This window comes from Inquilinus sp. (genome assembly GCF_039594555.1).
Taxonomy (GTDB): Bacteria; Pseudomonadota; Alphaproteobacteria; order DSM-16000; family Inquilinaceae; genus Inquilinus.
The window spans coordinates 16,032-28,571 of record NZ_JBCNNF010000034.1; the positions used below are offsets into that span (position 1 = coordinate 16,032).

At 69.6% G+C, this 12,540-nt stretch carries 11 protein-coding genes; 10 read left to right on the plus strand and 1 reads right to left on the minus strand.

What is annotated here, in order from left to right; all coding sequences use genetic code 11:
- Positions 1-17 precede the first annotated feature (17 nt).
- Complete coding sequence (gene fabD, locus ABDW35_RS05945) at positions 18-968, minus strand: ACP S-malonyltransferase (RefSeq protein ID WP_343712934.1); 951 nt, start codon at positions 966-968, stop codon at positions 18-20.
- 232 nt (positions 969-1,200) lie between these two features.
- On the opposite strand from fabD, the gene rpsF reads away from it, so the two are divergent.
- The 10 genes from rpsF to radA all read left to right on the plus strand — a co-directional run bounded on the left by rpsF (position 1,201) and on the right by radA (position 12,467).
- The gene (gene rpsF / locus ABDW35_RS05950) at positions 1,201-1,656 is read left to right on the plus strand and encodes a 30S ribosomal protein S6 (protein ID WP_343712935.1); all 456 of its coding nucleotides are present in this window, start codon (positions 1,201-1,203) and stop codon (positions 1,654-1,656) included.
- Positions 1,653-1,892: a 30S ribosomal protein S18 gene (gene rpsR / locus ABDW35_RS05955; RefSeq protein ID WP_343712936.1), complete on the plus strand. Its 240-nt coding sequence runs from the start codon at positions 1,653-1,655 to the stop codon at positions 1,890-1,892. The genes rpsF and rpsR overlap by 4 nt, the downstream gene beginning before the upstream one ends.
- A 13-nt stretch (positions 1,893-1,905) precedes the next feature.
- Positions 1,906-2,496 (plus strand): 50S ribosomal protein L9, encoded by a 591-nt coding sequence (rplI, locus tag ABDW35_RS05960; RefSeq protein WP_343712937.1) that lies wholly within the window; start codon positions 1,906-1,908, stop codon positions 2,494-2,496.
- 263 nt (positions 2,497-2,759) lie between these two features.
- Positions 2,760-5,312 (plus strand): bifunctional lysylphosphatidylglycerol flippase/synthetase MprF, encoded by a 2,553-nt coding sequence (gene mprF / locus ABDW35_RS05965; RefSeq protein ID WP_343712938.1) that lies wholly within the window; start codon positions 2,760-2,762, stop codon positions 5,310-5,312.
- A complete protein-coding gene (locus ABDW35_RS05970; RefSeq protein ID WP_343712939.1) occupies positions 5,309-6,748 on the plus strand; it encodes an AcvB/VirJ family lysyl-phosphatidylglycerol hydrolase in 1,440 nt (479 codons plus the stop codon). The genes mprF and ABDW35_RS05970 overlap by 4 nt, the downstream gene beginning before the upstream one ends.
- A 117-nt stretch (positions 6,749-6,865) precedes the next feature.
- Positions 6,866-8,356: a replicative DNA helicase gene (locus ABDW35_RS05975; protein ID WP_343712940.1), complete on the plus strand. Its 1,491-nt coding sequence runs from the start codon at positions 6,866-6,868 to the stop codon at positions 8,354-8,356.
- The gene (gene alr / locus ABDW35_RS05980; protein WP_343712941.1) at positions 8,346-9,464 is read left to right on the plus strand and encodes an alanine racemase; all 1,119 of its coding nucleotides are present in this window, start codon (positions 8,346-8,348) and stop codon (positions 9,462-9,464) included. Before ABDW35_RS05975 ends, alr begins: the two co-directional genes overlap by 11 nt.
- Positions 9,461-10,231 (plus strand): ABC transporter permease, encoded by a 771-nt coding sequence (locus ABDW35_RS05985; RefSeq protein ID WP_343712942.1) that lies wholly within the window; start codon positions 9,461-9,463, stop codon positions 10,229-10,231. The genes alr and ABDW35_RS05985 overlap by 4 nt, the downstream gene beginning before the upstream one ends.
- A 5-nt stretch (positions 10,232-10,236) precedes the next feature.
- Positions 10,237-11,016, plus strand: a complete 780-nt coding sequence (locus ABDW35_RS05990; protein ID WP_343712943.1) for an ABC transporter ATP-binding protein — start codon at positions 10,237-10,239, stop codon at positions 11,014-11,016.
- 14 nt (positions 11,017-11,030) lie between these two features.
- Positions 11,031-12,467: a DNA repair protein RadA gene (gene radA, locus ABDW35_RS05995; protein WP_343712944.1), complete on the plus strand. Its 1,437-nt coding sequence runs from the start codon at positions 11,031-11,033 to the stop codon at positions 12,465-12,467.
- Positions 12,468-12,540 lie beyond the last annotated feature (73 nt).

A 12,540-nucleotide genomic window follows, 5' to 3' on the forward strand; every position in this document is an offset into this window, starting at 1 on the left:
GCGTCAGGCCTTGCGGTTCAGGCGCCGGTGGATGCGATCCAGGCGTCGATCTCCTCGGGCGTCTGCAGCGACACCGCGGCGAGGTCGCGATCGATGCGCTTGGCGAGGCCGGCCAGCACCTTGCCGGCCCCGAGCTCGACCAGTTCCTGCACGCCCGCCGATTTCATGTAAAGCACGCTCTCACGCCAGCGCACGGTGCCGGTGACCTGCTCGACCAGCAGGCGGCGGATCTCGTCCGGCGCGGTGACCGGGGCCGCGATCACATTGGCCACCACCGGCACGGCCGGGGCCTTGACCTCGACCTCCGCCAGCGCGGCGCGCATCGCCTCGGCCGCCGGCGCCATCAGCGGGCAATGGAAGGGCGCGCTGACCGGCAGCAGGATGCTGCGCTTGGCGCCGAGCTCGGCCGCCAGGGCGATCGCCCGCTCCACGGCTTCCTTATGGCCGCTGACGACGACCTGGCCAGGCGCGTTGTCATTGGCCGCGGTGCAGATCGACTCCGCGGTCGAGGCGCGGGCGGCGACGTCGCGCGCCTGGTCGAGGTCGAGGCCCAGCAGCGCCGCCATGGCGCCGACGCCGACCGGCACCGCCTTCTGCATCGACCGGCCGCGCAGGCGCAGCAGCCGGGCCGCGTCGGCGACGCTGATCGCGCCGGCCGCCGCCAGGGCCGAGTACTCGCCGAGGCTGTGGCCGGCGACGAAGCCGGCGAAATCGGGCAGGGGCTTGCCCGACCGCGCCGTGACCGTCCGCGCCGCGGCGACCGCGGCCGCCATCAGCGCCGGCTGGGCGTTCTCGGTCAGCGTCAGCGTCTCGATGTCGCCGCCGAACATCAGCTCGGACAGCTTCTGGCCCAGCGCCGCATCGACCTCGGCGAACACCTCACGGGCGGCCGCCGACCCTTCGGCCAGCGCCTTGCCCATGCCGACAGCCTGGCTGCCCTGTCCCGGAAACACGAAAGCGCGCGCCATGGCGATCCCCCGCATGAAATAAGGGCGCTGGTCTTAGAGCCTCGCCACTGCAAGTCAAGCCTGATCGATGATACAGGGTTCCGATCGCGCTTGATCTTCGGGCGTTCCTGAGTATAGTGCGCGCCTTCGTCGATGCTCCTTGCCGGCCGCACGGCATAGCGGTCGGCTTTGGCATGGGCGGCTGGCGGTCCGCCGCACAGCGCCATGCCGGGAACAGCCATAAGGAGTCACCATGCCACTTTACGAGAGCGTGTACATCGCGCGGCAGGACGTGTCCGCTGCGCAGGTGGAGGCCCTGACCGAGGGTTTCTCCACCATCATTTCCGAAAATGGCGGCAAGGTCACCAAGACCGAGTATTGGGGCCTGAAGAGCTTCGCCTATCGGATCAAGAAGAACCGCAAGGGCCACTACGTCCTTCTGAACATTGACGCCCCCGCGGCCGCTGTGGCCGAGATGGAGCGCCTGATGGGCATCAACGAGGACGTGCTGCGCACCCTGACCCTGCGCGTCGACACCCTCGAGGAGGGTCCGTCGGTGATGATGCAGAGCCGGGCCGGCCGTGACCGCGACGGTCGCGACCGTGATGGCCGGGGCGACCGCGATGGCCGTGGCGATCGCGATCGTGGGGAGCGCCGGGACCGTGGCTTCGGCCGCGACCAGGCCGAAGGTGAAGGAGCCCAGGCATGAGCGCGATGGGTGCACGCCGTCCGTTCTTACGCCGCCGGAAGACCTGCCCGTTCTCCGGCGCCAACGCGCCGAAGATCGACTACAAGGACACCAAGCTGCTGGGCCGGTTCATCTCCGAGCGCGGCAAGATCGTCCCGAGCCGCATCACCGCGGTCTCGGCCAAGAAGCAGCGTGAGCTGGCCCGCGCCATCAAGCGCGCGCGCTTCCTCGGCCTCCTGCCCTACATCGTGAAGTAAGGGAGAGGGTCCGATGGAAATCATCCTGCTGGAGCGGGTCGAGAAGCTCGGCCAGATCGGCGACGTGGTGAAGGTGAAGCCCGGCTTCGCCCGCAACTACCTCCTGCCGCAGAAGAAGGCGCTGCGCGCGACCAAGGCCAACCTGGCCGTGTTCGAGAAGCAGCGGGCCCAGATCGAGGCCAACAACCTCAAGGCCAAGGGCGAGGCCGAGCAGGTCGCGGGCCGGATGGACGACGTGCACATCGTCGTCATCCGCCAGGCCGGCGACACCGGCCAGCTCTACGGCTCGGTGTCGGCGCGTGACATCGCCGAGGCCCTGACCGAGGCGGGCTACACCGTCTCGCGCGGCCAGGTCGCGATCGAGCAGCCGATCAAGACCCTGGGCCTGGAGAAGGTCCGGATCCGGCTGCACCCCGAGGTCAGCGTCACGGTCACCGTGAACGTCGCCCGCTCGGCCGAAGAGGCCGAGATGCAGCGTCAGCGCGGCGGCATGGTCGTCGCCTCGGTCCTCGAGGAAGAGGAAGCGGCGGCCGAGGCGGCTGCTGCGGCCGCCGCGGCAGAGGCCGAGGTCGAGACCGAGAGCACGGAAGGCGAGCCGGCGTAACCGTCCGGTTCAGTCCTGTATCGAAGAGGCGCGGATCTTCGGGTCCGCGCCTTTTTCTTAGGGGCGACCGCATTCGAGGACCGGCGGGCGCAACCTGAACTGGACGTTGCAAACTCTTAACGTGATCCGGAGCCCCGGCAGGATTAGCGTCCGGCCATCCGGTCCAATCGAGTTCCCGTCCCATGTCCACGGCACAGCCGCAGGCGGTTTCCGTTCCGACTGTCGACGCGGCCGGCGTCGCCGGCACCGTGACCTTTCGGCCCATGCATCAGCGCCTGAAGCCGGCCCTGCTCACGATCATCACCCTGCTGCTGTTCGCGGGCGCCGCCTATGCGATCCGGCAGGAGCTGGCGGCGATGAGCTGGCACGACCTGATCTCGCGCATCCGCGCCCTGCCCTGGACCTCGGTCGGGCTGGCCTTGCTGGGCACGATCGGCAGCTTCATCGCCCTGATGGGCTATGACTGGTCGGCGCTGCGCTATGTCGGCGCCCGGGTGCCGCTGCGGACCATGGCCCTGGCCAGCTTCTGCGGCTATGCCGTCGGTAACACCATCGGCGGCCTGGTCACCGCCAGTTCGGTGCGCTACCGCGTCTACACCGCCACCGGGCTGGAATTCGGCGACATCGCCAAGGTCGCCGGTTTCTGCGCCCTCGCTTTCGGCTTCGGTATCGTCACGGTCGGCGCCGGGGCCGTGCTGCTGCAGCCGCATCTGCTGACCCGCGCGCTCGGCGTCCAGAGCCTCTGGACCGATGCCGGCGCCGCCGCGATCCTGGCCGGCGCCGCGCTGTTCCTGCTGCTCTGCGCCCGCCGCCGGCCCGATCAGCCCTTCCTGGGCCGGATCCCGCTGCCCAGCTTCGGCATCGCCGCCGGCCAGCTGGTGATCTCGACGGTCGAACTGCTGTTCGCCGGCCTCGCCTTCTGGGTCCTGCTGCCCCATGGCAGCGTGCCGTTCAGCGCCTTCTTCGTCGTCTTCGTCGTCGCCACCGTGGCCGGCATCATCAGCCATGTCCCGGGCGGCGTCGGCGTGTTCGAATCGGTGATGCTGCTCGGCCTCGGTCCGGTGCTGCCGCCGCAGGCCATCGCCGCGGCGCTGGTCGTCTACCGCGCCGTCTACTTCCTGATCCCGGTGATCCTGGCCGTCGGCATCCTGGCCAGCGCCGAGACGGCGCGCGGGCTGCGCCGGCTGCAGAACCACGCCCCGACCCGGCTGACCCTCGACGTCGCCGGCCGGCTGATGCCGTCGGTGATGGCGGCACTGATCTTCGTCGTCGGCACGCTGCTGATGGTCTCGGCGGCCACCCCGACCCTGAAGAGCCGCTTCGAGATCCTGGAGAACCTGCCGGTCGCGGTGGTCGAGCTGTCGCACATCCTCGCGGCGGTGACCGGGCTGGCACTGCTGGTCGTCGCCTGGGGCCTGTTCCGCCGCCTGATCGCGGCCTATTGGCTGACCCTGCTGCTGCTCGCCGTCAGCGCCGTGCTGGCGCTGGGCAAGGGCTTCGCCTGGCGCGAGGCGCTGCTGCTGCTGCTGTGCCTGGTCATCATGCTGCCGTGCCGGGAGGAGTTCTGGCGCCGCTCCGCCCTGTTCGACCAGCCGATGACGCCGGGCTGGCTGATCGCGCTGGGCAGCGTCGTCGGCGGCATGGCCTGGCTGACCTTCTTCTCCTTCCGCCACGTCGCCTACGCCAACGACCTGTGGTGGACCTTCGAGATCCATGACGAGGCGTCGCGGGCCCTGCGCGCGATGGTGGCGGTCAGCCTGCTGGCCACGCTCTACGGCCTGTGGCACCTGGTGCGGGCCCAGCGCGGCCGGATGGCGGCGCCGACCGCCGCCGAGTTGCACCAGGCCGAGCAGATCCTGCGGCAGCAGCCCCGCGCCGAGGCCAATCTGGTGCGCACGGGCGACAAGGCCCTGCTGTTCTCCGACAGCGGCCGCGCCTTCCTGATGTATGCGATCCACGGCCGCACCTGGGCCGCGCTGGGCGACCCGGTCGGCGCGCGCGAGGATTGGCCGGAGCTGATCTGGCGCTTCCGCGAGATGACCGAGGCCACCAGCGGCCGCCCGGCCTATTACGGCGTCCGCGCCGAGACCCTGCCGCTGTATCTCGACACCGGCATGACCCTGTCGAAGCTGGGCGAGGAGGCACGGGTGCCGCTGCGCAGCTTCACTTTGGAGGGCGGCAGCCGCAAGAAGGCGCTGCGTTATGCCCTGTCCCGCGGCGAGAAGGACGGGCTGACCTTCGAGATCGTGCCGGCGGGCACCGGCACCGGCCTGATCAGCGAACTCGCCGCCGTCTCCGACGACTGGCTGCACAAGCAAGCGGCGAAGGAGAAGCGGTTCTCGCTCGGCGCCTTCATCCCCGGCTACGTCCATGGCTCGCCCACCGCCCTGGTGCGGGAGAACGGTCGGCTGGTCGCCTTTGCCACGCTGATGGTGACGGAGCAGAAGGACGAGGTCGCCATCGACCTGATGCGGCACACCGAGGCGAACTCCAAGCTGGTGATGGAGTATCTGATCACCAAGCTGATCGTGCACTTCAAGGAGCAGGGCTACGAGGCGCTGAGCCTCGGCATGGCACCCCTGTCGGGGCTGGAGAGCCACCCGCTGGCGCCGCTCTGGCACCGCATCGGCCGGTTCGTCTATCGCAGCGGCGCCCGCTTCTACAATTTCGAGGGGCTGCGCGCCTTCAAGCAGAAATTCGATCCGGTGTGGGAGCCGCGCTACCTGGCGACGCCGAGCGGCCTGGCCCCGGCGCTGGCAATCTCGGACATCGCGGCGCTGATCGGCGGCGGGATCAAGGGGTTGGTGGCACGATGAAGCGGACATCCTGGCTGGTCGCCGCCGGTCTGGCGGTGACGGCCGGCGTCGCCCTGGCCGCGGCAGCCTGGCTGATCCCGGACCAGCGCGCCTCCGCCGCGCCGCCCCGCGACTATGACGGCGGCACCCTCGGCTCGGTCCGGCTGTTTCAGCCCGAGGGCCAGCCGAACTCGATGGTCTTCCTGTTGTCGGACGATACCGGCTGGGCCCCGGAGTTCGATACGGCGGCGCAGCGGCTGCAGGGCAACGGCGCCTTCGTCGTGGGCGTCGACCTGAAGCGCTATCTCGACGGGCTGGATCGCAGCGACGACGAGGACTGCCATTCCCCGGCCGGCGATTTCGAGGATCTGAGCCAGCGGCTCGAGCGCGAATACAAGTTCGCCGCCTATCACGCCCCGGTTGTTGTCGGCCGCGGCCAGGGCGCGACCGTAGCCTATGGCGCGGTGGCCCAGGCGGCGGCGAAAACCACAATCCAGGGCGGCGCCAGCATCGGCCCGCTGCCGCCGCTGAAGACCAAGCTGCCGCTGTGCACCGGCCCGGGCGACGCCCCGGCGGCCACGCCCGCCCCAGGCGGCGGCTTCACCTACGGACCGCAGCCGCACATCCCCGGCTGGTGGCGCCTCGGCCTGCAGCAGCCCGACACGGCAGCCAGCGCCTTCGCCGCGAGTTCCGGCGGCGAGGTGATGACGCTGCCGCCGGACGCGCCGTTGGCCGACCAGGTCGTAGCGATGCTGCACCAGGACGCGCCGGCCGATGCCGACGCCTCCGCCGTCAGCAGCCTGCCGCTGGAGGAACTGAAGGCCGACGGCCCCTCGCCCACCCTGGCGATCATCTATTCCGGCGATGGCGGCTGGCAGGACCTCGACAAGACCATCGGCGAAGCCCTTCAGAGCAAAGGGGTTTCTGTCGTCGGCGTCGACAGCCTGCGCTATTTCTGGAGCCAGCAGACGCCGGAGCAGACGGCCAAGGACCTGGCCCACATCATCGACCACTATGGCAAGGCCTGGGGCGCCCAGCGGGTGATCCTGATCGGCTATTCCTTCGGCGCCAATGTCCTGCCCTTCGCCTACAACCGGCTGCCCGCCGCCGAAAAGGCGAAGATCGACCAAATCAGCCTGCTGGGCCTGGCCGAACGGACCGATTTCGAGATTCGCGTCACCGGCTGGCTCGGTGTCAGCGCCGATGACGATGCGCCGCCGGTGGCGCCGGAGCTGAAGTCGATCGCTCCGGCCCTCATCCAGTGCTTCTACGGCGAGGAGGAGGACGACACCGTCTGCCCGACCCCCGCCATGGCCGGCGCCGAGGTGATCAAGACCACCGGCGGGCACCATTTCGACGGCGACTATGACAGCTTGGCCCGCACCATCATGGACGGCGCCGCCAAGCGGCAGCAGGCCGCCCCTGCGGCAACGACAACCAAACCGGTAAATCCCTGATCCGACAGCCGGATTCCGGTTGTCCACAGATCCGTCCACATTCGGTCCCACTATCCACAGGGTCGCGGGGCCGTCGATTTCTGGCGGTGCCCCCGCCGCCTGCGGTAGGGTGGGGCGATGGAGAAGTCGCGTCCCGAATCCCCCCTCACCCTCGTTCACAACGCCGACCCGACGGCGAGCCCGACCTATCGGCGGATGCCGGCGAACGAGGAAGCCGAACAGGCGCTGCTCGGCGCCATCCTGGCCAACAACGCCGCGCTGGAGAAGGCGTCGGACTTCCTGCGCCCGGAGCATTTCTACGTCCCGGCGCATGGCCGGATCTATGCTGCGGCGTTGCGACTCGCGGAGCAGAACCGGGTCGCCGACCCGATCAGCCTGAAGCAGTATTTCGAGACCGACAACGAGCTGGAGGGCGTCGGCGGCGCCCAGTACCTGACCGACCTGGCGGCCAGCGTTGTGTCGGTGATGAATGCCGAGGACTATGCCCGGACGATCTACGACCTTTCGCTGCGACGCCAGCTGATCCTGGCCGGCGAGGAGATCGTCAACGAGGCCTACAAGCTCGACAACGAAATGGACGGCCCGGCCCAGATCCAGGAGGGCGAGGAGAAGCTGTACCGCCTGTCCAGCTCGGGCGTGCTGCGCAAGGATTTCGAGCCGTTCGGCGACATCCTGGCACGTGCGGTCGATGCCGCCGGCAAGGCGCTGGAGCGCGACACGCCGCTGACCGGCGTGACCACCGGCCTGGCCGAGATCGACAAGATGATGGGCGGCCTGCAGCCCTCGGACCTGATCGTCCTGGCCGGCCGGCCGGGCATGGGCAAGACGGCACTGGCCACCAACATGGCCTTCAACGCCGCCACCGCCTATCTGCGCAAGAACGGCAAGGAAGGCGCCGTGGTCGGCTTCTTCTCGATGGAAATGTCGTCGGAGCAGCTGGCCGTCCGTATCCTGTCCGAGGTCGCCGAGATCGCGTCGGAGCGCATCCGCAAGGGCGACATGAAGCGGTCGGACTTCCCGCGTGTGGTCGAGGCCGCGAATCTGATCCGGCAGACGCCGTTCTTCATCGACGATACCGCCGGCGTTTCGATCAGCACCTTAAGAACGCGCGCCATGCGCCTGAAGCGCCAGCATAATCTCGGCATGCTGGTGGTCGACTACATCCAGCTGATGAGCGCCGGCGGCAACGGCAAGAAGACCGACAACCGGGTGCAGGAGATCTCGGAGATCACCCGCGGCCTGAAGATCCTGGCCAAGGATCTCAGCATTCCGGTGATCGCCCTGTCCCAGCTGTCGCGCCAGGTCGAGAACCGCGAGGACAAGCGGCCGCAGCTGGCCGACCTGCGCGAATCCGGCTCGATCGAGCAGGACGCCGACGTCGTGATGTTCGTGTATCGCGAGGCCTATTACCTGTCGAAGGGCGAGCCGCCCGAGGGCACGCCGGAGCACCAGGACTGGATGGCGGCGATGGACCGGGTGCACAACGTGGCCGAGGTCATCGTCGCCAAGCAGCGCCACGGCCCGACCGGCACGCGGCGGCTGCACTTCGAAGGCCAGTATACCAAGTTCTCCAACCTGCAGACCGACCCCAGCTTCGATGACCAGTGAGGCGGCGGCGCTCGGCCGGGCCGGCGCCCTGCTGACCATCGACCTCGACGCCATCGCGGAGAACTGGCGCCGCCTGCGGGCACGGGGCGTGCCGGCGGAATGCGGCGCCGTGCTCAAGGCCGACGCCTATGGCCTTGGCGCCGCGCCGGTCGGGCGCGCCCTGTTCGCGGCTGGCGCCCGCAGCTTCTTCGTCGCGCATCTGGAGGAAGGGATCGCCCTGCGCGCCGCGCTCAGCGAGGCGCGGATCGTCGTCCTCAACGGCCTGCTGCCGGGCCTCGCCGCCGACTACACCGCCCACGACCTGATCCCGGCCCTGAACGATCCGGGCGAGATCGCCGCCTGGGCCGGCCACGCCCGGGCGCTCGGCGCCGCCCTGCCCGGCTTCGTCCATCTCGACAGCGGCATGAACCGGCTCGGCCTCGCGCCTGACGACCAGGACCGGCTGGCCGCGGACTCCAGCCAACTCGACGGCATCGGGCCGATCACCTGGATGACCCACCTCGCCTGCGCCGAGGAGGCGGGAAATCCGATGAGCCGGGCGCAGCTCGACCGCTTCCACGGCGCCGTGGCCAAGCTGCCGCCGGCCCCGGTCAGCATCGCCAACTCTTCCGGCATCTTTCTGGGCCAGGACTTCCATGGCGACCTGACCCGCCCGGGGGCCGCGCTCTATGGCATCAACCCGACGCCGGACCGGCCGAATCCGATGGCCGCCGTGGTCCGGCTCGAGGCCCGAATCCTGCAGACCCGCCGCGTTGACACCCCCATGACCGTTGGATACGGTGCCGCGCACCGCGTGGAGGGTCCGGCCCGGCTCGCGACGATCGCTGTTGGCTATGCCGACGGGGTGCCGCGGGCCGCCAGTGGTCGCGGCGCCGTGCGCATCGCAGACTTCACCGCGCCGATCACCGGCCGCATCTCGATGGATCTGATCACGGTGGACGTGACCCATATTCCCGAAACGCTGGCCGCGCCCGGCGCCCTGGCCGAGATCCTCGGCCCGGAGCTGACACCCGACCGGCTGGGCGAGAGCGCCGGCACCATCGGCTACGAGATCCTGACCAGCCTCGGCCGGCGCTATGCCCGGCGCTATGTCGGCGGCGCCGCATGAACTTCCTCGCCACGATCGGGCGCACCTTCCTCGGCTTCCTCGCCGCGGTCGGCCGCCTCGCTTTGTTCACCCTGACCGCGCTGGCGCAATGCCTGAAGCCGCCCTTCTATCCGCGGCTGTTCCTGCGCCAGGTGATCGATATCGGCTACTACTCGCTGCCGGTGGTCGGGCTGACGGCGCTGTTCACCGGCATGGTGCTGGCGCTGCAGACCCAGGCCGGCTTCGCCCGCTTCGGCGCCGGCGGCTTCGGCGCCAGCGTCGTGCTGCTGTCGGTGGTGCGCGAACTGGGGCCGGTGCTGGCCGGCCTGATGGTCGCCGGCCGCATCGGCGCCTCGATGGCGGCCGAGATCGGCACCATGCGGGTGACCGAGCAGATCGATGCGCTGAGCACCCTGTCGACCAACCCGTACAAGTACCTGGTGGCGCCGCGGCTGATCGCCGGCCTCTTGATGCTACCCTGCCTGGTGATCGTGGCCAACATCATCGGCGTGTTCGGCGGCTTCCTGATCAGCGTCTACCGGCTGGGCGATAACCCTTCGGCCTATATGACGGCGACCTGGCAGGCGCTGGAGGTCGAGGATGTCGTGCTGAGCCTGATGAAGGCGGCGGCCTTCGGCTTCGTCGTCGCGCTGATGGGCTGCTATCACGGCTACAATTCGCGCGGCGGAGCCCAGGGTGTCGGCGCGGCGACCACCAATGCGGTGGTCTCCTCCTCGATCCTGATCCTGCTGTTCGACTTCATGATCACCGGCCTGTACGTGGGGTGACGGCGATGGCGACCACCACCCCGAAGATCAAGCTCGAAGGCGTCACCAAGGCGTTCGGCCAGAAGCAGGTGCTGCGCGGCATCGACCTGGAGATCGCGTCCGGCGAATCCCTGGTGGTGATCGGCGGCTCCGGCACCGGCAAGTCGGTGCTGCTGAAGTCGATCCTGGGCCTGATCCGGCCGGATCGCGGCCGCATCCTGATCGACGGCGCCGAGACCACCCCGCTGTCCGGCGGCGACGGGGTGAACCTGATGAAGCGCTTCGGCATGCTGTTCCAGGGCGCCGCCCTGTTCGACAGCCTGACCGTGTGGGAGAACGTGGCCTTCGGCCTGATTCAGGGCCGTGGCGAATCCCGCAAGCGAGCCAGGGAGATCGCGGTCGACAAGCTGGCCCAGGTCGGCCTCGGCCCCGATGTCGCCGCCCTCTTCCCGGCCGAGCTGTCCGGCGGCATGCAGAAGCGCGTCGGCTTGGCCCGCGCCATCGCGGCGGAGCCGGAGATCATCTTCTTCGACGAGCCGACCACCGGCCTCGACCCGATCATGGCCGACGTGATCAACGACCTGATCGTGAAATGCCGGCGCGAGCTGGGCGCAACCACCCTGTCGATCACCCACGACATGGCCAGCGCCCGCAAGATCGCCGATCGCATCGCCATGATCTGGGAAGGCCGGATCATCTGGGCCGGGCCGGCGGCGCAGGTGAACGAGTCCGGCAACCCCTATGTCGACCAGTTCGTGCATGGCCGCGCAGACGGGCCGATCCAGATGCAGGTCCGGGTTTCCTGACTTAGGATTCGCCCATGGCGAAGAACGCGACCCGCTACATCTGCCAGAACTGCGGCACCAGCTACACCCGCTGGGCCGGGCGGTGCGATTCCTGCGGCGAGTGGAACACCCTGGTCGAAGAGGTGGTCGAGGCCGCACCCAAGGCGTTCGGCGGGGCCAAGGCCGGCGGCGGCCGGGCCATTGCCTTCACCGACCTGGCCTCGGCCACGATCGACGAGCCGCGCTGGCGCAGCGGCAATGACGAGTTCGACCGGGTCTGCGGCGGCGGTATCGTCCCGGGATCGGCCATCCTGATCGGCGGCGACCCGGGCATCGGCAAATCGACCCTGTTGCTGCAGGTGCTGTGCCGCCTGGCCGGCAGCATCGAATGCGCCTATGTCTCCGGCGAGGAGGCGGTCGACCAGATCCGCATGCGGGCCCAGCGGCTGGGCCTGGCGCAGGCACCGGTGCGCCTCGCCGCCTCGTCCAATGTCCGCGACATCATCGCCGCCATGGACCGGGCCGACGGGCCGAAGGTCGTGGTGATCGATTCGATCCAGACCATGTTCCTCGACGCGCTGGAAAGCGCGCCGGGCACCGTGGCCCAGGTCCGCGCCTCGGCCGCCGAGCTGATCCGCCACGCCAAGCGACGGGGCACCGCGCTGCTGATCGTCGGCCATGTCACCAAGGACGGCGCCATCGCCGGCCCGCGGGTGCTGGAGCACATGGTCGACACCGTGCTCTATTTCGAGGGCGAGCGCGGCCACCAGTTCCGCATCCTGCGGGCGGTGAAGAACCGCTTCGGCGCGACCGACGAGATCGGCGTGTTCGAGATGACCGATGGCGGCCTGGCCGAGGTCAGCAACCCGTCCGAGCTGTTCCTGGCCGACCGCAGCGGCGACGTCTCCGGCGCCGCGGTCTTCGCGGGGCTAGAAGGCACCCGGCCGGTGCTGGTCGAGATCCAGGCCCTGGTCGCGCCCTCGCCGCTCGGCACCCCGCGCCGCGCCGTGGTCGGCTGGGACAATGCCCGCCTGGCCATGGTGCTGGCGGTGCTGGAGGCGCGCTGCGGCGTCGCCATCGGCATGAATGACGTCTATCTCAACGTCGCCGGCGGCCTGCGCATCGCCGAGCCCGCGGCCGACCTGGCGGTGGCGGCCGCCCTGCTCTCCTCCCTCACTGGCGTGCCGGTGCCGCGCGACACCGTCGTGTTCGGCGAGATCGGCCTGTCCGGCGAGATCCGGGCGGTGGGGCAAGGCGACGCGCGGCTGAAGGAAGCCGCGAAGCTTGGATTCGCCGCCGCGATCGTGCCACAAGGGCACCCGAAGCGGGGCCGCGCCCCCAGCCGCGACGCGCTGCCGATCGGACGGCGCAGCATTGCCCGGCTGGAGGAGCTGGTGGCGCTGTTCCATGTCGACGGGCGCGGCGCCTCGGGAGGCCGCCGCAGGAGTTTCGAGGAGACCGATCCTGGATAGCCTTCCCATCGCCGCCGGCGACATCGCGATCCTGATCATCCTCGCCATCTCGGCCTTCCTGGCTCTGGCGCGG

What these genes read in the sequence shown, in the direction of transcription:
- fabD (WP_343712934.1), bottom strand. Translation starts at nt 968, where the DNA reads ATGGCGCGCGCTTTCGTGTTTCCGGGACAGGGCAGCCAGGCTGTCGGC.
- rpsF (WP_343712935.1), top strand. Translation starts at nt 1,201, where the DNA reads ATGCCACTTTACGAGAGCGTGTACATCGCGCGGCAGGACGTGTCCGCT.
- rpsR (WP_343712936.1), top strand. Translation starts at nt 1,653, where the DNA reads ATGAGCGCGATGGGTGCACGCCGTCCGTTCTTACGCCGCCGGAAGACC.
- rplI (WP_343712937.1), top strand. Translation starts at nt 1,906, where the DNA reads ATGGAAATCATCCTGCTGGAGCGGGTCGAGAAGCTCGGCCAGATCGGC.
- mprF (WP_343712938.1), top strand. Translation starts at nt 2,760, where the DNA reads ATGCATCAGCGCCTGAAGCCGGCCCTGCTCACGATCATCACCCTGCTG.
- ABDW35_RS05970 (WP_343712939.1), top strand. Translation starts at nt 5,309, where the DNA reads ATGAAGCGGACATCCTGGCTGGTCGCCGCCGGTCTGGCGGTGACGGCC.
- ABDW35_RS05975 (WP_343712940.1), top strand. Translation starts at nt 6,866, where the DNA reads ATGGAGAAGTCGCGTCCCGAATCCCCCCTCACCCTCGTTCACAACGCC.
- alr (WP_343712941.1), top strand. Translation starts at nt 8,346, where the DNA reads ATGACCAGTGAGGCGGCGGCGCTCGGCCGGGCCGGCGCCCTGCTGACC.
- ABDW35_RS05985 (WP_343712942.1), top strand. Translation starts at nt 9,461, where the DNA reads ATGAACTTCCTCGCCACGATCGGGCGCACCTTCCTCGGCTTCCTCGCC.
- ABDW35_RS05990 (WP_343712943.1), top strand. Translation starts at nt 10,237, where the DNA reads ATGGCGACCACCACCCCGAAGATCAAGCTCGAAGGCGTCACCAAGGCG.
- radA (WP_343712944.1), top strand. Translation starts at nt 11,031, where the DNA reads ATGGCGAAGAACGCGACCCGCTACATCTGCCAGAACTGCGGCACCAGC.